General features: G+C 70.0%; 23 protein-coding genes and 1 pseudogene. 13 read left to right on the top strand and 11 right to left on the bottom strand.

All coding sequences use genetic code 11. The annotated features are described in order from the left end of the window. The first annotated feature begins 358 nt into the window (after nucleotides 1-358). Nucleotides 359-1177, top strand: a complete 819-nt coding sequence (locus AMYNI_RS0102455; protein ID WP_020666378.1) for an aldo/keto reductase — start codon at nucleotides 359-361, stop codon at nucleotides 1175-1177. Here AMYNI_RS0102455 and AMYNI_RS0102460 read toward each other — a convergent pair. Genes AMYNI_RS0102460 through AMYNI_RS0102470 form a run of 3 tightly spaced genes read right to left on the bottom strand, consistent with a single transcriptional unit; the run spans nucleotide 1174 to nucleotide 3068 of the window. Further along, the gene (locus tag AMYNI_RS0102460; protein WP_020666379.1) at nucleotides 1174-1620 is read right to left on the bottom strand and encodes a nuclear transport factor 2 family protein; all 447 of its coding nucleotides are present in this window, start codon (nucleotides 1618-1620) and stop codon (nucleotides 1174-1176) included. The genes AMYNI_RS0102455 and AMYNI_RS0102460 overlap by 4 nt on opposite strands. A gap of 10 nt (nucleotides 1621-1630) precedes the next feature. Further along, nucleotides 1631-2500 carry a TIGR03619 family F420-dependent LLM class oxidoreductase gene (locus tag AMYNI_RS0102465; protein WP_020666380.1) on the bottom strand — a complete coding sequence of 290 codons (870 nt, stop codon included), beginning with the start codon at nucleotides 2498-2500 and terminating at the stop codon, nucleotides 1631-1633. 34 nt (nucleotides 2501-2534) lie between these two features. Next, complete coding sequence (locus AMYNI_RS0102470; protein WP_157357228.1) at nucleotides 2535-3068, bottom strand: AAA family ATPase; 534 nt, start codon at nucleotides 3066-3068, stop codon at nucleotides 2535-2537. Between the two features lie 81 nt (nucleotides 3069-3149). On the opposite strand from AMYNI_RS0102470, the gene AMYNI_RS0102475 reads away from it, so the two are divergent. From AMYNI_RS0102475 to AMYNI_RS0102485, 3 genes and pseudogenes are all read left to right on the top strand, one after another. Further along, nucleotides 3150-3956 carry a class I SAM-dependent methyltransferase gene (locus AMYNI_RS0102475; RefSeq protein ID WP_020666382.1) on the top strand — a complete coding sequence of 269 codons (807 nt, stop codon included), beginning with the start codon at nucleotides 3150-3152 and terminating at the stop codon, nucleotides 3954-3956. 662 nt (nucleotides 3957-4618) lie between these two features. After that, nucleotides 4619-4963: pseudogene (locus AMYNI_RS49970) on the top strand (C40 family peptidase); the annotation flags it as partial. A gap of 89 nt (nucleotides 4964-5052) precedes the next feature. After that, complete coding sequence (locus tag AMYNI_RS0102485; RefSeq protein ID WP_020666384.1) at nucleotides 5053-5838, top strand: hypothetical protein; 786 nt, start codon at nucleotides 5053-5055, stop codon at nucleotides 5836-5838. Between the two features lie 48 nt (nucleotides 5839-5886). On the opposite strand, the gene AMYNI_RS0102490 is transcribed toward AMYNI_RS0102485, so the two are convergent. Together AMYNI_RS0102490 and AMYNI_RS0102495 are read right to left on the bottom strand one after the other, a co-directional pair. After that, nucleotides 5887-6696, bottom strand: coding sequence for an Fpg/Nei family DNA glycosylase (locus AMYNI_RS0102490; protein ID WP_020666385.1), 810 nt, complete (start codon nucleotides 6694-6696; stop codon nucleotides 5887-5889). After that, nucleotides 6696-7172 carry a ribose-5-phosphate isomerase gene (locus tag AMYNI_RS0102495; protein ID WP_026359969.1) on the bottom strand — a complete coding sequence of 159 codons (477 nt, stop codon included), beginning with the start codon at nucleotides 7170-7172 and terminating at the stop codon, nucleotides 6696-6698. The genes AMYNI_RS0102490 and AMYNI_RS0102495 overlap by 1 nt, the downstream gene beginning before the upstream one ends. Before the next feature lie 47 nt (nucleotides 7173-7219). Here AMYNI_RS0102495 and AMYNI_RS0102500 point away from each other — a divergent pair, with 47 nt between their 5' ends. Both AMYNI_RS0102500 and AMYNI_RS0102505 read left to right on the top strand, forming a co-directional pair. Continuing rightward, a complete protein-coding gene (locus tag AMYNI_RS0102500; RefSeq protein WP_026359970.1) occupies nucleotides 7220-7978 on the top strand; it encodes a 2-phosphosulfolactate phosphatase in 759 nt (252 codons plus the stop codon). Next, entirely contained in the window at nucleotides 7975-8817 is an 843-nt protein-coding gene (locus AMYNI_RS0102505; protein ID WP_020666388.1) for an MBL fold metallo-hydrolase, read from the top strand. Before AMYNI_RS0102500 ends, AMYNI_RS0102505 begins: the two co-directional genes overlap by 4 nt. Here AMYNI_RS0102505 and AMYNI_RS0102510 read toward each other — a convergent pair. Further along, on the bottom strand, nucleotides 8810-9436 hold the full coding sequence (locus tag AMYNI_RS0102510; protein WP_020666389.1) for a mycothiol-dependent nitroreductase Rv2466c family protein: 627 nt from the start codon (nucleotides 9434-9436) through the stop codon (nucleotides 8810-8812). The two genes, AMYNI_RS0102505 and AMYNI_RS0102510, sit on opposite strands and share 8 nt — an antisense overlap. 164 nt (nucleotides 9437-9600) lie before the next feature. Here AMYNI_RS0102510 and pepN point away from each other — a divergent pair, with 164 nt between their 5' ends. Then, nucleotides 9601-12165: an aminopeptidase N gene (gene pepN, locus AMYNI_RS0102515; protein WP_020666390.1), complete on the top strand. Its 2565-nt coding sequence runs from the start codon at nucleotides 9601-9603 to the stop codon at nucleotides 12163-12165. A gap of 132 nt (nucleotides 12166-12297) precedes the next feature. On the opposite strand, the gene AMYNI_RS0102520 is transcribed toward pepN, so the two are convergent. Both AMYNI_RS0102520 and ctaJ read right to left on the bottom strand, forming a co-directional pair. Next, nucleotides 12298-12795 (bottom strand): DUF5130 family protein, encoded by a 498-nt coding sequence (locus AMYNI_RS0102520; RefSeq protein WP_020666391.1) that lies wholly within the window; start codon nucleotides 12793-12795, stop codon nucleotides 12298-12300. Continuing rightward, a complete protein-coding gene (gene ctaJ, locus AMYNI_RS0102525) occupies nucleotides 12782-13033 on the bottom strand; it encodes an aa3-type cytochrome oxidase subunit CtaJ (RefSeq protein ID WP_026359971.1) in 252 nt (83 codons plus the stop codon). Before ctaJ ends, AMYNI_RS0102520 begins: the two co-directional genes overlap by 14 nt. Nucleotides 13034-13307: 274 nt before the next feature. Between ctaJ and AMYNI_RS0102530 the strand changes: the two genes are divergently transcribed. Then, nucleotides 13308-13739 (top strand): hypothetical protein, encoded by a 432-nt coding sequence (locus AMYNI_RS0102530; RefSeq protein WP_020666393.1) that lies wholly within the window; start codon nucleotides 13308-13310, stop codon nucleotides 13737-13739. 90 nt (nucleotides 13740-13829) lie between these two features. Here the strand turns inward: AMYNI_RS0102530 and AMYNI_RS0102535 are convergent, their stop codons facing one another. Next, nucleotides 13830-14330, bottom strand: a complete 501-nt coding sequence (locus AMYNI_RS0102535; RefSeq protein ID WP_020666394.1) for an HNH endonuclease — start codon at nucleotides 14328-14330, stop codon at nucleotides 13830-13832. 352 nt (nucleotides 14331-14682) lie between these two features. Between AMYNI_RS0102535 and AMYNI_RS0102540 the strand changes: the two genes are divergently transcribed. From AMYNI_RS0102540 to AMYNI_RS0102550, 3 genes are all read left to right on the top strand, one after another. Further along, nucleotides 14683-15675, top strand: a complete 993-nt coding sequence (locus AMYNI_RS0102540) for a mechanosensitive ion channel family protein (protein WP_040406412.1) — start codon at nucleotides 14683-14685, stop codon at nucleotides 15673-15675. Nucleotides 15676-15729: 54 nt separating this feature from the next. Further along, a complete protein-coding gene (locus AMYNI_RS0102545; protein WP_020666396.1) occupies nucleotides 15730-16131 on the top strand; it encodes a globin in 402 nt (133 codons plus the stop codon). Nucleotides 16132-16203: 72 nt separating this feature from the next. Then, complete coding sequence (locus AMYNI_RS0102550; protein ID WP_020666397.1) at nucleotides 16204-17790, top strand: glycoside hydrolase family 13 protein; 1587 nt, start codon at nucleotides 16204-16206, stop codon at nucleotides 17788-17790. A 72-nt stretch (nucleotides 17791-17862) separates the two neighbouring features. Here AMYNI_RS0102550 and AMYNI_RS0102555 read toward each other — a convergent pair whose 3' ends face one another. After that, nucleotides 17863-19317: an LVIVD repeat-containing protein gene (locus AMYNI_RS0102555; protein WP_020666398.1), complete on the bottom strand. Its 1455-nt coding sequence runs from the start codon at nucleotides 19315-19317 to the stop codon at nucleotides 17863-17865. A 141-nt stretch (nucleotides 19318-19458) separates the two neighbouring features. On the opposite strand from AMYNI_RS0102555, the gene AMYNI_RS0102560 reads away from it, so the two are divergent. Together AMYNI_RS0102560 and AMYNI_RS43375 are read left to right on the top strand one after the other, a co-directional pair. Continuing rightward, a complete protein-coding gene (locus tag AMYNI_RS0102560) occupies nucleotides 19459-20109 on the top strand; it encodes a DUF305 domain-containing protein (protein ID WP_020666399.1) in 651 nt (216 codons plus the stop codon). A gap of 115 nt (nucleotides 20110-20224) precedes the next feature. Next, entirely contained in the window at nucleotides 20225-21406 is a 1182-nt protein-coding gene (locus AMYNI_RS43375) for a S1 family peptidase (RefSeq protein ID WP_020666400.1), read from the top strand. An 82-nt stretch (nucleotides 21407-21488) separates the two neighbouring features. Here the strand turns inward: AMYNI_RS43375 and AMYNI_RS0102570 are convergent, their stop codons facing one another. Continuing rightward, nucleotides 21489-22343, bottom strand: coding sequence for an NAD(P)H-binding protein (locus AMYNI_RS0102570; protein ID WP_020666401.1), 855 nt, complete (start codon nucleotides 22341-22343; stop codon nucleotides 21489-21491). Nucleotides 22344-22413: the final 70 nt, after the last annotated feature.

Here is a 22413-nt window from a genome sequence, read left to right on the forward strand (position 1 = left end):
CTGCCCGGCCGGCCACACTCGTCGTGACGGTCCTGGCAGTCCTGCTGGCTGCGGCATGGCTCTTCGACGTCAACATCAGCGTCGGACCGACCCAGATCACGGGGGGCTAGTGGAAGTCGGCTGTCGGAGCTCAACGGGCTCCGACAGCCGTCTCATTTCCCGTCTCAGTTCATGCCGTATCCGCGTGTTTCTGCTGTTGCCGGTATCGCTGTGACCAGCACTGATGCGACTTGCGGTACCCTAAAAACCTGCTCCCCCGGGTCTTTGGGAGCGGAGGATCCCGACCACGACGGCTCTGCTTGACGTGGCTCCTCACGGTCCACGTGCAGCGGAGCCGCCTCGGTAAGCGGAGGTGGCGATGCGTGAGGTGGGGTTGCCCTCAGGCGAAGAGGTTCCGGCGCTGGGGCAGGGGACCTGGCATTTCGCGGAGAGCGGCAAGCGGCGGCGGGACGAGATCGCGGCGTTGCGGACCGGGCTGGACCTCGGCATGACGCTGGTGGACACCGCCGAGATGTACGGCGACGGCGCGGCGGAAGAGCTGACCGGTGAAGCGATCGACGGTCGCCGCGACGACGTGTTCCTGGTCAGCAAGGTGCTACCCAGCAACGCCAGCCGAACTGGCACCGTCGAAGCCTGCGAACGCAGCCTGCGCCGGCTCGGCACCGACCGGATCGACCTCTACCTGCTGCACTGGCCGGGCCACCACCCGCTGACGGACACCGTCGAAGCGTTCGAAGAGCTCCAGCGAGCCGGAAAGATCCGGCACTGGGGCGTGAGCAACTTCGACCTCGACGAACTCGGCGAAGTACCCGAAGGCGCCGCGACCGACCAGGTGCTCTACAACCTGAGCCGGCGCGGCATCGAGTACGACCTGCTCCCCGAATGCCGCCATCGCGGGCTGCCGGTGATGGCCTACTCACCGATCGAACAGGGCCGCATCCTGCGCGACCCGGCGCTCCGCCTGGTCGCCGAGCGGCACTCGGCCGGCGCCGCCCAGGTGGCGCTGGCCTGGGTACTGCGCCACGAAGGGATCATCGCGATCCCCAAGGCGGGCACCGCCGAACACGTCCGCGAGAACCACGCGGCACTCGAACTCCGGCTCACCGAAGACGATCTGTCCGAACTGGACCGGGCGTTCCCGGCACCCGCCGGGCCGACCCCGCTGGAGATCCTCTAACCCTCCACCTGGCGGGCGGTGGCCATGGCGCGCTCGGTCTCCCAGAAGGCGCGCATGGACACGACCAGTCCGTCTTCGCGGACGCGGTAGACGAACACACCGTCAGTGTCCACCCGGTAGTTGCCGGGCAGGTACGTGGTGATGGTGCCGACGTTGGCCACCTCGTCCCCCGCCGCGTGCGAGTCGCGGATGGTGAACTCGAACCGCTGCACCTGCCCGATCGTCAGGTCCCAGAACGCGGAAATACCCTCGCGACCATGGTGTCCCTTGCCCGTCTCGTCGAACATGGACGGGCCGACCGGATCCTCCACCACCGCGTCCGGCGCGAACAGCGCCAGCCACTCGTCCTTTTCGCCGTTGGTCACCGCGTTCATCGAGCGCCAAGCGGCGACCCTGGCCGCCGGCTGCTCGGCCGCCGGGTCCCAGCACACGTTCACCGTCACTGCGGCCTCCTCAGAACTTCGAGATGATCTCGTCGCCGAACTTCTTGATCGAGTCTTTCTTCGGGCCGATCTCCGCGTCGAAGCCGATTCCGTCGAACACCCACGGCATGGTGATCACGTCGGTGACCCCGATCTCGGCCTGCTCCTGGTAACCCGCCAGGCCGAACCGGTCCAGGCACACCGCCTGGATCTCGAACGGCTCTTCGGCCCGGCCGTACTCGGCCCGCAGCGCACCCAGCCTGCCGATGGTCTCGCGCAGGTCGTCGAACTTCATCATCGCCGAGGACCAGCCGTCACCCACCCTGGCCGCGCGCCGCAGTGCCACCTCGGTGTGGCCGCCGATGTAGAACGGCACCCGCTTCGCCGGCGCCGGGCTCATCCGCAGCTTGTCGAAGTCGAAGAACCGCCCGTGGTACTCGACCATGCCGCCGCCGAGGATCAGCCGCAGCACCTCGATCGCCTCGTCCACCCGTTTGCCCCGGTTCGCGTACGGCGCCCCGCACCATTCGAACTCCTCGGGCGACCAGCCGACCCCGAGACCGAGGCCGAACCGGCCGCCGGTCAGCGCCGCGACCGAGCCGACCTGCCTGGCCAGCAGCACCGGGTTGCGCGAACCGAGTTTCAGCACCGACGTGTAGAACTCGATCTCGCTGGTCACCGCGCCCATCGCGGCGGCCGCGACCAGCGGGTCCACCCAGGGCGTGTGCTCGTCCCAGAACCGGCTCCCGTCCGGGGTATACGGATAGTCCGCCGACACCGTCTCGGAGTAGAAGAGCGAGTCGGGCAGCGCGACCGAGGAGAACCCGTACTGCTCGGCGGTGGCGGCGAGCTCGGCGAGTTGGTCGAGTGGGCTCAGCGCGACAGACAGCGTGAACTTCATACGACCGGACTATAACGTGTTCTAGTTTATCGAGCTAGGGCTGAACGGCTTCGGTCCACGCCCTGTCCAGGATCTCGCGGACGGTCTCGGCCGGTGATTGCGCCGAAGTGTCCAGCCACAGCCCGACCTTCGGCGTGTTCGTACGCAGCTCAGCGTCCATGTCGGCCACACCGTAATCGCCGTACGCGGACTTCGCGCGGCCGTCTTCCCGTGCCTGGACCGCGTCCGGCTTCGGCGCGAGCACCACCACCAGCAGCGGCCTGCTCCGGATCAGCCCGACCACCTCGGTCAGGTACTCCCCCAGCATGACGTCCTGCAGCACCACGGTGAAACCGGCCCGGAAGTACTCGTCCGCGGTCGTGGCGGCCAGCCGGTACCGCAGGCGGAGTTGCTCGATCGCCTCCGGCGACGGCTCGGCGCTCATCTCCGCCCCGCCGCGGACGACCATCTTGCGGAACAAGTCCCCGCGGACGTGCACGGAGTCCGGAATGGACTCGGCGAGCAGCTGGGCGACGGTGGACTTGCCGGCCGCGGAGATGCCGGTGATCAGGATGACGGCCTTGGACATAGCGCCGATCATGGCGCAGCCGCCGATCGCCCGCAGCTGAATTCCTTGCCACCGGCACCACGCGGTGCCCAGACTCGCCGAATGAGCACACCGGGGGAGTTCGCCGGAGAGGTCGCGGAAAACTACGCCAGATACCGCCGGGGCTACCGCGCCGACGTGATCGGTCACCTCGCCGCCGAGTTCGGCCTCGGTGCCGGGGCAAGGGTTCTCGACCTCGGCTGCGGCCCCGGCCAGCTCGCGCTCCCGCTGGCCGCCGTGGCCGGCTCGGTGCTCGGCATGGATCCGTCCGCCGACATGCTCGCGCTGGGCCTGGCCGCCGGGCGTCGCACCGGCACCTCGAACATCAGCTGGGTGCTCGGCGCCGACCGGGACGTGCCGACCTTGGAACCCTTACTGGGCAGGGAAAGCGTCGACCTGGTGACGATCGGTACCGCAGCGCACTGGATGGACACCGACGTGCTCTTCCGCAACCTCGTCCCGCTGCTCCGGCCCGGCGGCGGGATCGCGGTGATCGCGAACAGCATCCCGGTGTGGAACCAGCGCAGCCGATGGGCGCTCGCGCTGCGGGAACTCGCCGCGAAATGGTTCGGCGTACGGGACTTCCCCAGCTGCGGTACCAGCGAAGCGGAACGCGAACGGTACCGGGACGAGCTGGCCGCCGCGGGTCTGTCCGTTTCCGGAGAGCAACTGTTCGACTACACCGAGCAGCTCGACATCGAGCAGGTGATCGGGTCCTTCTACTCGGCCGCTCCGCTGGACCGGCTGAACAGTGATCAGCGTCCGAGCTTCGACGGGGAGATCAAGAACGCCTTACTGGCGGCCGAGCCCGCCGGGCTGTTCACCGAATTCGTGCCGGTGCGCGTGCTGACCGGCCGCCGCGTTCTGTGAGCCGAACCACCGGTCAGGCGTGATTCAAGCCACCGGATCCGTCCGACACCGAGCGTTCCGGCGTGCACGTCGAGCAGGGAATCGTTGCCGGCAAAAGGTTCATCCGCTGTAGCCCGGATCACCACGGCCGGAAATCCGGGGTTCGCTTTCGCCGCGGGTGGTGTGTTTACCGTTTCGTGATCGGCGAGTGCACCGCCGGAAAACCCCGACTCCCCAAATCCCCCTGGAGGACACTCGTGCCCTCGACCACGCGTACCCGCACCGAGAAAATGCGCCGGCTCACCGCGGCCGGCCTCGCCTGCGCCACCGGTGCCGGCGCCTTTCTCGGCCTGTCCGGCACCGCATCGGCGGTGGTCCCCACCGAACAGACCCTGGATGCCGCGCCTTCGCCGGTCACCACCGGCAGCAGCCTGACCTTCACCGGCAAGCTCACCCGCGGCGGTGACCGCCCGGTCGCCGGCGAGCAGGTCGACCTCGAATCCCGTGCCGCGGCCGACCAGCCGTGGACCGTCGCCGCCGCCGGCACCACGAACGACGACGGAGTGGCGTCGATTCCGGCCACCGTCTCCAGCAGTTCGGACTGGCGGATCAACTACCACGGCGACCGGATCAACGACCCGTCGATCTCGCCGGTGGTCAACGTGCAGGCCGAACAGCCCGTCGGCCAGCAGATCGTGGACGCGGCCGCGTCGCAGGCCGGCAAGCCGTACTCCTACGGCGCCACCGGCCCGGACAGCTTCGACTGCTCCGGGCTGACCCAGTTCGCCCACCGCCAGGCCGGAATCGAACTCCCCCGGACCTCCCGCGACCAGCGGGCCGCGCTGGGCGACGTGGCGAAGTCCGATATGCGGCCGGGCGACCTCGTCTTCTTCGCCAACGGCGGCAGCGTTTACCACGTCGGCATCTTCGCCGGGGACAACAAGATGTGGGCCGCTCCCGAATCCGGTGACGTGGTGAAGCTGCAGGACATCTGGACCGACTCGTACACGGTCGGTCGCGCCTGGTGACCAGCGGCGGTGTGCCCGGTCACCCTGGGAACCGCGGGCCGGACGTCCTCGTTGTCCGGTTCAAGGAACCTCGACATCGGGAGTGACCCATGGGTACCGCGATCGTGTTGATCGTGCTCCTCGCCCTGGTAGTCGCCGGCGGCCTGTACCTCGCGAGAAAACAGGCGGACGCCAAGCGGCAGCAGCTCGAAGACGCCAAGGCCGACGCCAGACGGCTGCTCGAGCGCCTCGGCGGGCAGGTGCTGAACCTGTCCGGCACCGACATCGCCTCGCAGCAGGCGATGGCGGACGCGTCCGAACGCTACAACGCGGCCGGTTCCCAGATGGAGCAGGCGCAGACCATCGAGCAGGCCCGGCTGGTGAAGGAGACCGCGATCGAAGGTCTCTACTACGTGCGGGCCGCCAGGACCGCGATGGGCATGGACCCCGGCCCGGCGCTGCCGGAGGACCCCGAGCGTGAGCGCGCGGGCAAGGTCTCCGAGCACCGCAGGGTGGAGGTCGAAGGCCAGACCTACGAGGCCTCACCGCAGCCCGGCGAGAACACTCCGCACTACTACCCCGGTGGCCGCGTGGCCGGACGTCCGGTGCCGCAGGGCTGGTACAGCGAGCCCTGGTGGAAGCCGGCGCTGGTCGCGGGCGCCTGGGGGGTCGGCTCGATGCTGCTGTTCAGCGCTATGTTCTCCGGCATGGGTGGCATCGCGAGCGCCGGTGCCTGGGAGTCCGGCTACGACGCCGGCCAGCAGGACGCCATGGAAGCCGGCGACGGTGGCGGCGACATGGGCGGCGACCCCGGAGGCGACTTCGGCGGTGGTGACTTCGGCGGCGGAGATTTCGGCGGCGGAGGCTTCGGCGGAGGCGACTTCGGCGGCTTCTAGCGTCGTGAGTGAAAAGTGTTGCTGGAGCAACACTTTTCACTCACGAGGTCACTCGGGCTGGCAAGACGGGCACCAGTACAGGTTCCGGCCGGCCAGTTCCTTGTGCGCCACCGGGGTCCCGCACACCAGGCACGGCATCCCGGCCCGGCGGTAGACGTAGACCTCACCGCCGTGCCGGTCCTGCCGCGGCGCCCGGCCGGTGTTCTCCGGCAGGTGTTCCTCGGCCACCGTGTCGATCTGGCCGGTCCGCACGCCGATCCGCATCAGCGCCCGCAGATCCGCCCAGATCTCCTTCCACAGCACCGGATCCAGCGCCTTGCCGGGCACCATCGGGGCGACCCCGTGCCGGAACAGCACCTCGGCCCGGTAGACGTTGCCGACCCCGGCGAGCACGGCCTGGTCCATCAGCAGTGCCGCGATCGACGTGCGCGAACCGGAGATCCGCCGCCAGGCGCGCTCCGGGTCGGCATCGCGCCGCAGCGGGTCCGGGCCGAGCCGCCCCTTGATCGCGTCCGCCTGTTCGCCGGTCAGCAGCTCGCACCGGGTCGGGCCGCGCAGGTCGGTCCAGTGCGTGGCACCGGCCAGCCGCATCCGCACCTGCCCGACCGGTTCCACCGCCGGCAGCTTCGCTTCGGCGAAAGTGCCGTACAGGCCGAGGTGCACGTGCACCGTCCCCTGTGGACCGTAGTCGTGGAAGAGGTGTTTGCCGTACGCCTCGGCGCCGAGCAGCACCTGACCGTCCAAAAGGGACGCTTCCGCGGCGAACCTGCCCTGCGGGCTGGACACCTCGACCGGCGCGCCGGCGTACCGGCGCTGGTGCAGCCGGGCGAGCCGGTGCAGCGTGTGGCCTTCCGGCATCAGGGCAGTGGTGGCAGTGGCGGCGGGGTGCCGGTGCGCTCGTAGTCGCTCAGCTGCTCGACCCGCCGGATGTGCCGCTTCTCCGGCGACGGCGGGGTGGCCAGGAATGCCTCCACGATCTCCACCGCCTCCTCCGGGGTGTGCATCCTGGCGCCGACGCCGATCAGCTGGGCGTGGTTGTGCTCCCTGGTCAGCCTGGCGATCTCCGGGCTCCAGGCCAGCCCTGCCCTGGCGCCGGGCACCTTGTTCGCGGCGATCTGCTCGCCGTTGCCGGAGCCGCCGAGCACGATGCCGAGGCTGCCATCGTCGGCCACCACGCGGCGGGCCGTCTCGACGCAGAACGGCGGATAGTCGTCCGCCGCGTCGTACACCTCCGGACCGATATCGGTCACGTCATGGCCCTGGTCGCGCAGGTGGCTCACCAGGTGGTTCTTCAGCTCGAAGCCGGCATGGTCGGATCCCAAATAGACACGCACGGAGCCCGAGTCTGCCATCCCCACCGGGGCGCGGCATGCTTCGGGGTATGGGGATCTTCGCGCAGACGGGTCACGACATCCGGCTCGAATGGGGCACCGACGGCATCGAGGCACTCGGCCGGGAGTGCGCGGTGCTGATCGTGGTGGACGTGCTTTCCTTCAGCACCACCGTGGATCTCGTCCTGGGCAGGGGCGGGCGGGTGCTCCCGCTGTGCTGGCGCGACGAGCGCGCGGCGACCGCCGCGCAGGCCGCGGGCGCGGTGCTGGCCGGCGAGCGCGAGTGGACGCTGCGGCCGTCCTCGGTCACCGCCATCCCGGCCGGCACGTTCCTCGGCCTGCCCTCCCCCAACGGCGCCACCCTCTGCGTGACCGCGGCCAGGACCGGGGCGCAGGTGCTGGCGGGCTGCCTCCGGAACGCGGCGGCGGTCGCCGCGGCCGCGGTGGCGCTGGCCGACGGCGGCCCGATCGGGGTGCTGCCCGGCGGGGAGCGCTGGGGCGTGTCGATACCCGGTGACGGGACCGGCAGCGGCGCACTGCGGCCCTGTGTGGAGGATCAGCTCGGCGCCGGGGCCATCATCGACGCGCTGCTGCTGGCCGGCGCCGGCCGCCCGTCGGTGGAGGCCGCGCTGGCCGTGGACGCCTACCGCGCCACCGGCAGCTACCTCGGGGCCGCGGTCGCCGACTCGGTGTCCGGCCGGGAACTGATCGAGAACGGCCATCCCCGCGACGTGGAACTCGCGCTCGCGGTCAATTCCTCGGCCACCGTGCCACGCTTGGTGGACGGCGTACTGGAGGCACTGGCATGACGGACGGGAACTGGGTCGAAGTCGGCGACGGCGTGCTGGCCCGCCGCTACGCCGAGCTGGACCTGACGGTCGGGCTGGTGCTCGGCGACGGGCAGTGCCTGGTGATCGACACCCGTGGTGACGCGGTGCAGGGCGCCGAGCTGGCCGCGGCGGTCCGCCAGATCACCCCGGACCCGTGCACGGTCGCGATCACCCACGCGCACTTCGACCACGCCTACGGCACGGTGGCCTTCAAGAGCGAAACCTTCGACGGCACCGCGGTCTGGGCGCACTACGGCTGCCACACAGACCTGGCCGAGGACGGCGCGGACAGCCTGCTGAAGTGGGAACAGCGCTACCGGCGAGAGGGCCGGGCCGACGTGGCCGACGCGCTGGCCGCGACCGAGCTCGTCCTGCCGGGGCACCTCGTCCGCGACGAAACCCGGCTTTCGATCGGTGGCCGCGAGGTCGTGCTGGCCCATTTCGGCCCGGCGCACACCGAACACGACCTGGTCGTGCAGGTACCGGACGCGGCCGTGGTGTTCGCCGGTGACCTGGTCGAGAACGGCACTGGCGGCGAGTTCACCGCGGAGTCCTTCGGCTCGGACTCCACGCTGTCGGGCTGGCCCGCGGCGCTGGAGGCGATCCTGGCGCTGCGGCCGCGGATCGTGGTGCCAGGGCACGGCGACCCGGTGGGCCCCGAGTTCGTCGAGGCCAGGCTGGGCACCGTGCGCACGCTCGCCGGGCTGGAAGCCGCGGTCGAAGCGGGCGAGCTCACCGTCGAAGCGGCGCTCGCCCGCTCCCCCTTGCCCGAGCAGATCACCCGTGCCGCGCTGGCCGGGGTTTCGCCGGTCAGGTGAAGTTCAGCTCGCCGGTGCGCGTGCGCTTCAGCTCGAAGAAGTCCGGGTAGCTCGCCAGCGCCCGCGCGCCATCGAACACCTTCAGCGCGTCTTCGCCTCGCGGGATCGAGCTGAGCACCGGACCGAAGAACGCGACCCCGTCGATGTGCAGGGTCGGCGTGCCCACGTCCATCCCGACCGGGTCCATGCCCTCGTGGTGGCTCTTCTTCAGCGCCTCGTCGTACTCGGTGGAGTTGGCCGCGTCGGCCAGCTCCGCGGGGGCACCGATCTCGGCCAGCACCTCCTTGATCACCTCGTCCATGTCGCGTTTGCCCTCGTTGTGCCACTTGGTGCCGAAGGCGGTGTAGAAGTCCCGAAGGATCTCTTCGCCCTGTTTCTGGGCGACCGCGGTGGCGATCCGCACCGGGCCCCAACCCCGCTCCAGCAGCGCCTTGTACTCCTCGGACAGCTCTTCGCGGCCGGTGTTCAGCACGGACAGGCTCATCACCCGGAAACGCAGGTCCAGCTCGCGGTGCTGCTCGACTTCGAGAATCCACCGCGAGGTGATCCAGGCGAAGGGGCAGATCGGGTCGAAGTAGAAATCCACCCTGGTCTTGTCGCTGGTCTGGCTGTCGGTCATCGAAACTCCCTGGTCACTGGTGTGGGCGGCGGTCAACGAGGTGCCCCCGAAACGGGCCAACATCGCGGGCCGGTGGCTTGTTCCCCCGCACCGCGCCATGCCTACTCATGATTGGATGCCAGGAGCAGACGAAATGACAACCGCTAGCGCTAGCCGAGGTGCCTGTGCCCGCCCCAAACCTGACCCGTGACCAAGCCAAGCAGCGCGCCGAGCTGCTGACCGTCGAGTCCTACGACATCGCAGTCGATCTGACCGACGGCAACGGCGGTCCCGGTGACAAGCTCTTCGACTCGAAGACCACGATCCGGTTCGCCTCCGCGCGAGCCGGTGCCCGGTCCTGGGTCGACATCGTGGCCGCCGAGATCGTCTCGGCCACGCTCAACGGCACCGAGCTGGACGTGTCCGGCTACATCGAGGACGACGGCATCGAGCTGCCGGACCTGGCCGAGCAGAACGAGCTGGTGGTGTCCGCGCGCTGCCGGTACATGAACACCGGCGAGGGCCTGCACCGGTTCGTGGACCCGGTCGACGACGCGGTCTACCTGTACACCCAGTTCGAGACCGCGGACGCCAAACGCCTGTTCGCCTGCTTCGACCAGCCCGACCTGAAGTCGGTCTACCGACTCACCGTCACCGCGCCGCAGGACTGGAAGATCGTCTCCAACGCGCAGGTCTCCACGACCGAGAAGACCCAGGAAGGCGCGCTGAAGACCGTTTTCGCGGTCTCCGAGAAGATCTCCACCTACCTCGTCGCGCTGATCGCCGGCCCGTACGCGGAATGGCACGACAAGTACACCGACGAGCACCGGACCATCCCGCTGGGCATCTACTGCCGCGCGTCGCTGGCCGAGCACATGGACGCGGAGAACCTCTTCACCGAGACGAAGCAGGGGTTCGGCTTCTACCACCGGACCTTCGGCACTCCGTACCCCTTCAGCAAGTACGACCAGCTGTTCGTGCCCGAGTTCAACGCGGGCGCGATGGAGAACGCCGGCGCGGTGACCTTCCTGGAGGACTACGTCTTCCGCAGCCGGGTCACCCGCTACTCCTACGAGCGGCGGGCGGAGACCCTGCTGCACGAGATGGCGCACATGTGGTTCGGCGACCTGGTCACCATGCGCTGGTGGGACGACCTGTGGCTGAACGAGTCGTTCGCGACCTGGGCCAGCGTGCTGGCCATGGTCGAGGCCACCGAGTACGCGGAGGCGTGGACCAGCTTCGCGAACATCGAGAAGTCCTGGGCCTACCGCCAGGACCAGCTGCCGTCCACGCACCCGATCGCCGCGGACATCGTGGACCTGCAGGCGGTGGAGGTGAACTTCGACGGGATCACCTACGCCAAGGGCGCCAGCGTGCTCAAGCAGCTGGTCGCCTACGTCGGGGTGGACAACTTCCTGGCCGGACTGCGGCTGTACTTCGGCAGGCACGCCTGGGGCAACGCGACCCTGTCCGACCTGCTCGGCGCGCTGGAGGAGGCATCCGGGCGCGACCTGTCCTGGTGGAGCGCGCAGTGGCTGCAGACCACCGGGCTCAACTCGCTGCGGCCGCGGTTCGAGCTGGACGGCGATGGCCGGTTCGGCTCGTTCGAGGTGGTGCAGACCGGCGCCAAGCCGGGTGCCGGTGAGCTGCGCACGCACCGGGTCGCGGTGGGCGTCTACGATGACGACAGCGACGGCAGGCTGGTCCGGGTCAAGCGGGTCGAGCTGGACGTGGACGGCGAGCGCACCGAGGTGCCCGAACTGGTCGGCGAAGCGGCGGGCAAGCTGGTGCTGGTCAACGACGACGACCTGACCTACTGCACCATGCGGCTGGACACCGGCTCGCTGACCACCCTGGTGGACCGGATCGCGGACATCACCGAACCGCTGCCCCGCACGCTGTGCTGGTCGGCCGCGTGGGAGATGACCCGTGAGGCCGAGCTGAAGGCCCGTGACTTCGTGGCCATCATCTCGCACGGGATCCAGGCGGAGACCGAGGTGGGCGTGGTGCAGCGGCTGCTGCTGCAGGCGCAGACCGCGCTGAACTCCTACGCCGAGCGCGCCTGGGCGACCCAGCACGGCTGGCCCGCCTTCTCCGCCAGGCTGCTGGAACTGGCCAAGGCCGCGGAGCCAGGTTCGGACCACCAGTTGGCGTTCGTGAACTCGCTGGCCGGCTCGGTGCTGGATGACGAGACGGTCGGCGTGCTGGCCGGCTGGCTGGACGGGTCGGCATCGCTGGACGGGCTCACCGTGGACGCCGACCTGCGCTGGCGGCTGCTCAAGGCGCTAGTGGCCCACGGTCGCGCGGAGCTCGCCGAGATCGAGGCCGAGCAGGCCGGGGACGACACCGCGGCCGGCCGCCGGCACGCGGAGCACGCGCGGGCGCTGCGCCCGACACCGGAGGCCAAGGCGGACGCCTGGCGCCGGGCGGTGCACGACGACGAGCTGCCGAACGCGGTGAGCAATTCGCTCATCGGCGGCTTCTCCCACCCCGGGCAGAAGGAGCTGCTCGGCGGTTACGTCAAGGAGTACTTCGACGTGATCGACGAGGTGTGGCAGCGGCGCTCCAGCGAGCGGGCCCAGCCGACCGTGGTCGGGCTGTTCCCGGCATGGGCGGTCGAGCGGTCCACGGTGGAGGCCGCGGACAACTGGCTGGCCGGGGACCACCCCGCGGCCCTGCGCCGCCTTGTCTCCGAAGGCCGCGCCGGCATCGTCCGCGCCCTCGCCGCCCGCGAGTTCGACGAGAGCTGACCCCAAAGTCCCTCAAGGCCACCTTTGTTACCTCTGAGGTAGCAAAGGTGGCCTTGAGGGTCAGTCGGGCGAGCACAAGCGAAAGGGCGCCTCCCGTGGGTACGGGAGACGCCCTTCGCTCGTCTTGCGGGGTCAGCGCCGGGGCTTGGGACCCGCCTGGTCGGTGAGCATGCGCAGACCGCTGACCAGTCCGCCGACCAGGTCGCCTTCCTTGAAGGACGCGACCATGCTCATCACCGCCAGCTTGGAGCCGCGGTCGGCGATGCGCTGGTGCGCCTCGGTGCCGGTGACCACCTCGACCAGCCGCTCGCCGGGGGACACCGCGATCAGCACCGCGCGGGGCGCCGACTCGCCGATGGAGGCGTGCAGCTGCTCGGCCACCTCGCGGGAGTCCGAGCCCAGCTCGCCGAGGTAGATGCTGAAGTCCAGGCCGGACTCGCGGCTGGACAGGGTCAGCGCCTCGTCCAACCGGGCGAGCTGCACATCGCTGAATGGGCCGGATGGCTTGACGGGTTGGTACTCCTGGGCGATCGACGGCCGCCCGCTGGCGGTAATGACGCCGCCGGGGGGCAGGTCCTCCGCGGACAGCGCGGTCGCTCCGCCTCGATGGGTCAGTTCACCAGCTGCCACGAGCGCCTCCCGCTGCCGTACCGGTGACGGCGCTCGCGCCGCCGGAGCTTTCCTGCCGATGCGTGTCACCGACGCCGTCCGGGTTCGCGCTCCACCACATCGGGGGGTGCTCCCACCGCTGCCCAGAGCGGTACCTGGGCGTGCCGGCGAATTTCGACCGCAACGTGAGCAGGCTGACCACTCCGTAGAGGCCCAGCGGGATCAGCGCGAAGACCAGGATCGTCTCGACCATGTTCACGCGCGCAGCCTATCGGATGCCCCTCGCACCCCGCTTAACGCGGGTCGGCCAGTCGGCCGTGCGAAGGGGACCGTCCGCCGAGTGCCACTGCGATGCTCGCGCGATGGGCCGAAGCAAGACGCGCGAAAGGTTGCAACTCAGCGTACAGGCGGCCGCACCGGTAGCTCCCGTCTTGTTAGCGGCGTGAAATCCTCGTAGCTTTTTCACCTGTACGGGCCTTGCGCCCTGGTCCCCAATCCCAATAAGTCACGCACCGGCCCCAGGAGGACATGTCATGATCAGCGCCGCGACCCTCACCCAGCCGAGCATCGACCTTTTCGCATCACTCAGCGACACGGCCGGCCTGACCGACTTGACCGAAATGACCGCCCAGCGCGGCACCCGCGTCACGGCCGGTACCCGCGTCACCCGCGGCACCAGGGTCACCCGGGGTACACGGGTCACCGCCGGTACCCGCGTCACCTGTGGCACCAGGGTCACCGCGGGCACGCGCGTCACCGCCGGCACCAGGGTCACGGCAGGCACCAGGGTCACCGCGGGGACCAGGGTGACCAACGGCACTCGCGTCACCCGCGGCACCAGGGTCACCCGCGGCACGCGGGTCACGGCGGGCACTCGCGTCACCGCGGGCACCCGGGTGACCCGCGGTACCAGGGTCACCCGTGGCACCCGCGTCACCTGCGGAACTCGCGTCACGGCCGTCTGAGCGAACCCGCACGGACTCCTCGGCATGCCCCGGCCCACCCGGGCCGGGGCGCCGTTATGCCCAGGCTTCCCCGCCTTCCCCGCGTTCCGCTCAGGCGGCGGGTGCGCCGAGGTACTGCTCCCACAGCGGGTCCGCCTCGCCGGTGTGCGCGAGCAGGCGCCAGTGCGGCCCGTGCGGCGCCCTCGGCACCACGCGCAGCCGCCAGCCCAGCTCGGCCAGCAGGTGGTCCGCCTTGCGGTGGTTGCACCGCGCGCAGCAGGCCACGCAGTTCTGCCAGGTGTGCGGGCCGCCGCGGCTGCGCGGCACCACGTGGTCGATCGTCTCGGCCCTGCCGCCGCAGTACGCGCAGCGGTAGCGGTCGCGGTGCATCAGCCCAGCCCTGGTCAGCGGCACCTTGGCGCGGTAGGGCACGCGGACGTAGGTGCTCAGCCTGATCACCGAGGGCACCGGCACCGCGACGGTCGCCGCGTGCAGCGCGACCCCGGCCGGATCGCCGTGCACGACCTCGGCCTTGCCGCAGACCAGCAGCACGATCGCCCGCCGCAGCGGCAGCGCGGTCAGCGGTTCGAAGGTCGCGTTGAGCAACAGCACCCGGCGGCGCCCCCAATGGGGTGCCGGGCCGCCTCCCCCTGGGTCGCGCCCCCTACGCTGGCCGTGCGAGCGGGCGCTGCGCCCGGCTCGCGAAGGTGGCCCACTCGGCTGGGGCCCGCTCGGGGCTCCACCCGGATAGGCGCACAGAACGACCTCCGGCGCCTGCCCGGCCGCGGATCGGCCGGGGGCGCCGAGGGGGATCGGTTGTCGGTCCGGCACTCGACCACCTCCACCGGTGCAGGCATAGTCGACCACAGATCACACCCGAAAAGCACGCCTGTTAGTAGACGTGTCACATGACGCCCAGGTGAACGCACTGGGCGAGGACGAACCGAAGGGACCGCGCTCCACAGTGAACCAGCTGCTCAGCGAACCACCGGCGTGCATCAGGGAAACGGGGACCTGGTGCCAGCAGGTGTACGACATCACCGGCAACGACTGGCTGGCCGCCTCGGCGGGCTGGCTGGTCGCCAAACCGGTGAAGATCCTGATCATCCTGGTGATCGCGTTCGTGATCCGGGTGCTGGTCCGCAAGCTGATCGACCGGGTCACCACCATCCCGAGCGGCAACGGCCGCAAGCTGCCCGCCCTGCTGCGCCCGTTGCGGGAACGCGCGCCGGACGTGCTCGGACCGATGGTCGTGGAACGGCGGCGCCAGCGCGCCACGACGATCGGCTCGGTGCTCAAGTCGATGAGCACCTTCCTGATCTACGGCCTCGCCTTCATCCAGGTGCTCGGCGAGGTCGGCATCAACCTCGGCCCGATCATCGCCTCCGCCGGCATCGTCGGGGTCGCGCTCGGGTTCGGCGCGCAGAACCTGGTGAAGGACTTCCTTTCCGGCATGTTCATGATGCTTGAAGACCAGTACGGCGTCGGCGACGTGGTGGACGTGGGCGAGGCCAGCGGCACCGTGGAGGCGGTCGGGCTGCGGATCACCACGCTGCGCGACATCAACGGCACCGTCTGGTACGTGCGCAACGGCGAGATACTCCGCGTCGGCAACTCGAGCCAGGGTTTCGCGGTGGCACTGGTGGACGTCCCGCTGACCTACAACGCGGATGTGGACCGGGCCACCGAGGTGATCGCCGAAGCCGCGGCCGCGGCGGCCGACGTCGAGCCGATGTCGGCGAACGTGCTGGAGCCGCCGGAGGTGCTCGGGGTGGAAAGCGTGACCCCGGAAGGCATCCAGATCCGGCTCACGGTCAAGGTTCGGCCCGGCAAGCAGTGGGCGGTCCAGCGGGCGCTGCGGGCGCGGATCATCGCGTCGCTGGAGGACGCCGGCTTCGAACCGCCGCTCGGCCGGTTCTTCGGCTCGTCCCAGAACACCCCGCCGGCCGGTGGCTGACCGGCCGGCGCACGGACCCAGCGTGAGCACAGGCAAGATGGAGTGGTGGCAGACGTGAGCAGCCAGCCGGAACCGGCCGACCCGCAGACCTTCTACGCGGCGGTCGGCGGTGAACCGACCTTCCGCAAGATCGTCGGGAAGTTCTACGAAGAGGTGGCGAAGGACGAGCTGCTGCGGCCGCTCTACCCGGAGGAGGACCTCGGGCCGGCCGAAGAACGGCTGCGGCTGTTCCTCATCCAGTACTGGGGCGGCCCGCACACCTACTCCGACCAGCGCGGCCATCCGCGGCTGCGGATGCGGCACGCGCCGTTCAAGGTGGGCCCGTTCGAGCGGGACGCCTGGCTGCGCGCGATGCGGATCGCGGTGGACGAGGCGCGGCTGGACGAGCCCTACCGCCAGCAGCTGTGGAACTACCTGGAGATGGCCGCGCACAGCATGCTCAACAGCTTCGAGTAGGACCGGTCACAGAAGCGATAAATCGGCCCCGCACTTCTTCACGCGCTGTAGCCGAACTGACAGGATGCCCCCGTGCGAAGAGCCGCCGGCGCCCGGAATCCGGACGAGTCCCCCTGGTGGCACGACGCCGTCTTCTACCAGATCTACGTCCGCTCGTTCGCGGACTCCGACGGCGACGGAATCGGTGACCTGGAAGGGATTCGGGCCCGGCTCGGCTATCTGGAACTGCTCGGAGTGGACGCGCTGTGGCTGACCCCGTTCTACCGCTCCCCGATGGCCGACCACGGCTACGACATCGCGGACCCGCGCGACGTCGACCCGCTTTTCGGTGATCTGGCAGGCTTCGACGCGCTGCTCGCGGACGCGCACGCACGCGGCATCCGGCTGACCGTGGACCTGGTGCCCAACCACACCAGCGACCGGCACGAGTGGTTCCAGGCCGCGCTGCGCGCCCCGCGCGGCAGCCGCGAGCGGGAGCGCTACCACTTCCGCGACGGTCTCGGCACCACCGGTGACCATCCGCCGAACAACTGGGTCAGCACCTTCGGCGGCCCGGCTTGGACCAGGGTCGCGGACGGGCAGTGGTACCTGCACCTGTTCGCCCCGGAGCAGCCGGACCTGAACTGGGCCAACGCCGAGGTGCACGCGGACCTCGAGCGCACCATCCGGTTCTGGCTGGACCGCGGGGTGGACGGCTTCCGGATCGACGTGGCGCACGGGATGGCGAAGCCGCCGGGCCTGCCGGACATGGACCACGGGGCGAAGCCTCCCGAGGGTGCCCTGTTCGACATCCGGTTCGACCCCCGCTTCGACAACGACGGCGTGCACGAGATCCACCAACGGATCCGCAAGGTGCTCGACGAGTACCCCGGGGTGATGGCGACCGGCGAGGTCTGGGTGACCGACGAGGCGCGGCTGGCCCGCTACCTCCGCCCGGACGAGCTGCACCTGGCCTTCGACTTCCGGCTGATCCTCACCCACTTCGACGCGGACGCGCTGCGCGGGGCGATCGACCGCTCGCTGGCGGTGGCCGCCGGTGCCGGTGCGCCGGCGACCTGGACGCTGTCCAACCACGATCTGTGGCGGCAGGTCAGCCGCTACGGCGGCGGCGCGCAGGGGGTGCGGCGGGCGCGGGCGATGGCGCTGGTCGAACTGGCCCTGCCCGGCGCGGTCTACCTGTACAACGGGGAAGAGCTCGGCCTCGGCACCGTCGAGGTGCCGCCGGAGGCGATGGCGGACCCGCGTGCGCACAGCACCGGCGCGCAGCACAGCCGCGACGGCTCCAGGGTGCCGTTGCCCTGGGAGGGCGACGAACCGCCGTATGCCTTCTCCGACAACGCGGACACCTGGCTGCCGATGCCCGCGGACTGGGCAGGGCTGACCGTCGAGGCGCAGCTCGAGGACACCGGTTCCACGCTCTCGCTGTACCGGCAGGCACTGGAACTGCGTCAGCGGCATCCGGCCTTCGAAGGCACCGAGCTGGAGTGGTACGGCGCACCGGCCGGCTGTTTCGCGTTCCGCCGCGCGCCGGGCGGCCTGATCTGCGTGCTCAACACGTCCGCTTCGCCGATCGCGATGCCGCCGGGTGGTGTGCTGCTGGCCAGCGCCGAGCTGGTGGACGCCAAGCTGCCGCCGGACGCGGCCGCCTGGCTGGTCTGAGCTTCCCCAGTCACTCCGAGCCCCACCTCGGCGGGCGGGGCTCGGAGTGCCCGATCGTCGAACTCCTTGGGCTCAGAAGAGGCCGTAGCGCGGCTGGGTCTGCGCGTTGAACTCGTCGTAGCGCACCAGCTTCGCCGGCAGCGTGCGCCAGTCGAACAGGTCCAGCACGTCGAGACCCTTCACCATGTCGGAGGAGAAGATGTAGCCGTTGTAGTAGTACGCCGACCAGGTGCCGCCGCCCACCGGCTCGGTGTCCGAAAGCGGGCCGCGCTCCCAGAAGGCGATCTCCTTGGGGTTGGCCGAGTCGGTGAAGTCCCAGACCGAGACACCGCCCTGGTACCAGGACTGCACCATGATGTCCCTGCCGCGCACCGGCACCAAGGAACCGTTGTGCGCCACGCAGTTCTCGGTGTCCGACTGGTAGCGCGGGATCTTGTAGTAGCTGCGGAAGGCGAGCTTGCGCTGGTCGCCGGAGCCGGTGATGTCGTAGATGCCGTCGGCGCCGCGGGTCGGCCCGAACTTGGCGTTGCAGGTGGCGAGACCACCGCCGCCGAGCTCGTCGGTGAAGATCACCTTGGTGCCCTCGTTGTTGAAGGTGGCGCTATGCCAGAAGGCGAAGTTGACGTTGTCCTGCACCCGCTCGATCACCCGCGGCTGGAGCGGGTTCGACACGTCGATGAGCACACCGTCACCCATGCAGGCACCGGCCATCAGGTTCTTCTCGGGGAACGCGGTGAGGTCGTGGCAGCCGGTGGTCGCCGAGCGTCGGGTGCCGTCCGGGTTCTGGCCGCCGAGGTTGCCGCCGTCCGGGAACAGCACCGGGGTGGCGACCAGCGCGGCCTTCGCCGGGTTCTTCACCGGCACCTTGATGATCGAGACCTTGTCGTGCGGCGGCTGGCACTTCGGCAGGTCGGCCGCGGGCGCGTAGGAGGAGACGTAGAGGAAGACGTCCTTGCCGTCCTTGCCCGGCATCATCGTGTTGGTGTGCGAACCGCAGTCGGTCTCCACCGCGGCCACGTACTTCGGCCTGGCGAGGTCGCTGATGTCGAAGACCTTGATGCCCTCCCAGGACGCCGGGTTCGACCCCGGCTGCGCCTGGCTGTTGCACGAGCTGTCGCTGCGCGGGTAGTCGGTGGAGAGGAACAGCAGGTCCCCGGACACCGAGACGTCGTTCTGCCCGCCGGGGCAGAGCACCTGGCTGACGATCCTCGGCCGGAACGGGATCCGCACGTCGTAGACCACGAAACCGTCGTAGTTGCCGACGATCGCGTGCCCCTTGGTGAACGCGATGTCGGTGCCGGTGGAGCCCTTCCCGTTCAACGGCGCCTGCTTGGGCAGGTTCGCCACCTGGCGGATGTTCGGGCTGTGCACGATCTGGTCGACCGGCGGGATCCCGAAGTCCCGCGCCTGCTCGGTGCTCACGTCCGGCGGGGTGTCCGCGGCGGCCGGTACCACGGTCGAACCGGCCAGGCCGGCCGCGGCCACCGCCGCCACCACGATCCTGGTCACCCTCAGCATCTTGCGCATGGCAAGGACTCCTCTCGCCCCAGAGTTGACCATGACTTTAAGGCCGCTTTGGCTGTCCGGATAGCGACGAAAGGCGGGTACCACCCCTTGGTACCGGGTCCGATGTTGACTTGACCGGCGGCAAGGCTGTTCGCTGGCGCGATGAGGTTCTGGGTGGCCGCCTGCTCGGCCGTGCTGCTGGGCGTCGTGCTGTCCGGGTGCTCCGGCGAGCCCGCCGGGCCGCCGGAACAGCAGGCGCCGGTGATCGTTCCGGGCGCGCCCGGCGAGGAGGGCACGGTGCTGCCCGACGGCAAGGCCGCCGAGCAGCGGCCGGCGGACCTGCCCAACGAGGTGGACGTCGAGTACCTCACCATGATGATCCCGCACCACCAGCAGGCCGTGGTGATGACCGATCTGGTCGGCGGCCGGGCGCAGGACGAGCAGGTGCGGGCGATCGCGGACCGGATCGCGGTCTCCCAGGGCGCCGAGATCACCATGATGAGCACCTGGCTTTCCCAGCACGGAAAACCGGTGCCGGGCACCGGGCACGACCACGGCGGCGGCCATGATCATTCGACCATGCCGGGAATGGCCACCCCGGCCCAGCTCGACGCTTTGCGCGCGGCCACCGGCCGCGATTTCGACCGACAGTTCCTGGACCTGATGATCCATCACCACGAGGGCGCGGTGACCATGGCCGAGCGGCAGCTCGCCGGTGGAGTGCAGACCAGGGCCCAGGAAATGGCCCAGGACGTCCTCACCGGACAGCGCGCCGAAATTGAACGCATGCACGCCCTGCGCGCGAAGTTGTAAATGTTATAGCAGTTTTCCGCTGTTAACTGTTAATGATTTAAAACCGTTCTGCGCGCACACTTCCCGATTTACGCTCGGTGCACATTCCACTTCTGGCATGGAAAGGAAACCGAGCATGCGAAAACACGGCAAGACGCTCTCCCTGTTCGCCGTGGCGGTGCTGACCCCGGCCGTGGTGCTCCAGCCGGCCGGATACGCCTCGGCGGCGGACGGTCCCCCGGCCGCCGTAGTCGACGGGCTGGTCAGGGACCTGGGGCTCAGCCCCGCCCAGGCCGGTGACAGACTGGCACAGCAGGACGCCGCGCAGGCGGCCGCGCGGGAACTCGGCGCGTCCACCGGCGAGGGCCGCTGGTTCGACGAGCGGACCGGGAAACTCGCCGTCGCGGTCACCGACCAGGCCACCGCGGACCGGGTGCGGGCGGCCGGTGCGGAGGCGGTGCCGGTCGGCCGCGACCGGCACGAGCTCGACCGGCTGACCGCGGCGGTCGCCGCACTGGCCGCCGACGGCGCCTCCGGGGCGACCGGGTGGGGTGTGCATCCGGAGTCCAACAGCGTGCTGGTCAGGGTCGTGCCCGCGGCGGGCACCGAACGCTTCCTGGCCGGGATCACCGCGCTCGGCCAGGGGGTGCGGGTCGAGCGGGCGGACTCGGCGCCGGTGCGCCAGGCCGGTGACGCGCGGCCGGGCGATCCTTGGTGGCCGGGCGGCGAGTCCAACTGCTCGATCGGCTTTCCCGCGACGGATTCGGGCGGCGGCAAGCATTTCGTCACCGCCGGGCACTGCACGAACGACGCCGACCAGCCGGCGTACGGCCAGGCGAACCAGCAGAACCGGCTCGGCACGTCCAATGTGGATGGTCAGCACAGCGTGAACGCCAGGGAGGGCGACATGGGCGTGGTCGCGGTGACCGAGCCCGGCTGGGAGCTGTCCGCCTCGGTGAACACCTGGGGCGGCCCGGCGGTGACCGTTGCCGGCGCCACCGAGCCGCTGGTGAACCAGGCGGTGTGCCATTCCGGCAACACCTCGAAATGGCAGTGCGGCAAGGTGACCGCGGTGAACCAGACGATCGACTACGGCAGCGTGGTGATCGAAGGCCTGAGCACCACCACCGCCTGCTCGCTCGGCGGGGACTCCGGCGGCGCCTGGCTGGCCGGGGACGAGGCGGTCGGCCTGCATTCTGGCGGCCAGTCCTCGTGCAGCCCCGGCGGCGCGGACGACCAGTCGATCTTCCAGCCGGTGACCGAGGCATTGAGTAAATGGTCACTCAGTCTCTACACGGGAGCGAGTTCGGTCGACTAGCCATTCACCGAATGGCGTCGTGAGTGAAAAGTGTTTGCCCCGGGTGCGGGTGTCCCGCAAGAGCACCGGCAACACTTTTCACTCACGAGGTGAAGGCGCTGGCATGGTCGCTCACCCATTCCGCGAAACCGCGCGCGGGGCGGCCGAGGATCTTCTCCACCTCGCCGCTGACCTGCGCCGGCCGCCCGCCTTCCCGGACATACCTGGCCATCAGCGCCTTGACGAACGGCTCCGGATGGCCGTTGCGCACCATCGCGGACAGCACCACCTCCGGCGGGATCTCCTGATAGCTCAGCGTCCTGCCAAGCACGTGGCCGATGACGGCGATCATCTCCTCGTGGGTGAGCGAGTGCGGGCCGGTCAGCACCGGCCGCCTGCCCAGCAGCTCGTCACCGAGCAGCGCGCGGACCGCGACCGCGGCCAGATCGCCTTCGTGCAGCGGCGCTTCGGCGAAGGTCGCGTAGGGCCCGCGGATGACATCGCCGGCGCGGATCTGGGCGCCCCACATGCGCAGGGAGTTGCCGGCGAAGGCACCGGCCCGCAGGCTCACCCACTCCAGGCCGCTGCCGACGGCCGCCGCCTCGGCCTCCTTGTTCCGGTCCCCGGCGAAGCGGGACGGCTGTGCGTCGAGCTCGTCGTCGACGTTCATCGCGGACAGCGCCACCACCCGCCGCACCCCGTTTTCCCTTGCCAGCGCCACCACCTCGCCGGCACGCTCCGCCACCGCACGGGGATGCAGGAACAGTGCCGTGACGCCGCGGAAATGACGCTCGATCGTGCCGGGCCGCGCCGGATCGCCCACCACGGTCTCGACCTCGGCGGGCAGCGCTGCCGCCGCCGGGTCGCGAGTGACAGCGCGAACCTCGGCACCTTCGGCGGCGAGCCGATCGACCAGCAGGCGTCCGACCCCACCGCTCGCTCCGGTAACCAGGATCATGGCGAACCCTCCAGCATTTGCTTGCACCTCGTATAGTACAGACAACGTATCATACGAGTTTCATAGCAAA

The sequence above is a fragment of the Amycolatopsis nigrescens CSC17Ta-90 genome, from assembly GCF_000384315.1.
Taxonomy (GTDB): domain Bacteria; phylum Actinomycetota; class Actinomycetes; order Mycobacteriales; family Pseudonocardiaceae; genus Amycolatopsis; species Amycolatopsis nigrescens.

Coding starts and splice junctions, on each gene's coding strand:
- AMYNI_RS0102455 (WP_020666378.1), top strand. CDS start 359: ATGCGTGAGGTGGGGTTGCCCTCAGGCGAAGAGGTTCCGGCGCTGGGG.
- AMYNI_RS0102465 (WP_020666380.1), bottom strand. CDS start 2,500: ATGAAGTTCACGCTGTCTGTCGCGCTGAGCCCACTCGACCAACTCGCC.
- AMYNI_RS0102470 (WP_157357228.1), bottom strand. CDS start 3,068: ATGTCCAAGGCCGTCATCCTGATCACCGGCATCTCCGCGGCCGGCAAG.
- AMYNI_RS0102475 (WP_020666382.1), top strand. CDS start 3,150: ATGAGCACACCGGGGGAGTTCGCCGGAGAGGTCGCGGAAAACTACGCC.
- AMYNI_RS0102485 (WP_020666384.1), top strand. CDS start 5,053: ATGGGTACCGCGATCGTGTTGATCGTGCTCCTCGCCCTGGTAGTCGCC.
- AMYNI_RS0102490 (WP_020666385.1), bottom strand. CDS start 6,696: ATGCCGGAAGGCCACACGCTGCACCGGCTCGCCCGGCTGCACCAGCGC.
- AMYNI_RS0102500 (WP_026359970.1), top strand. CDS start 7,220: ATGGGGATCTTCGCGCAGACGGGTCACGACATCCGGCTCGAATGGGGC.
- AMYNI_RS0102505 (WP_020666388.1), top strand. CDS start 7,975: ATGACGGACGGGAACTGGGTCGAAGTCGGCGACGGCGTGCTGGCCCGC.
- AMYNI_RS0102510 (WP_020666389.1), bottom strand. CDS start 9,436: ATGACCGACAGCCAGACCAGCGACAAGACCAGGGTGGATTTCTACTTC.
- AMYNI_RS0102530 (WP_020666393.1), top strand. CDS start 13,308: ATGATCAGCGCCGCGACCCTCACCCAGCCGAGCATCGACCTTTTCGCA.
- AMYNI_RS0102555 (WP_020666398.1), bottom strand. CDS start 19,317: ATGCGCAAGATGCTGAGGGTGACCAGGATCGTGGTGGCGGCGGTGGCC.
- AMYNI_RS0102560 (WP_020666399.1), top strand. CDS start 19,459: ATGAGGTTCTGGGTGGCCGCCTGCTCGGCCGTGCTGCTGGGCGTCGTG.
- AMYNI_RS43375 (WP_020666400.1), top strand. CDS start 20,225: ATGCGAAAACACGGCAAGACGCTCTCCCTGTTCGCCGTGGCGGTGCTG.
- AMYNI_RS0102570 (WP_020666401.1), bottom strand. CDS start 22,343: ATGATCCTGGTTACCGGAGCGAGCGGTGGGGTCGGACGCCTGCTGGTC.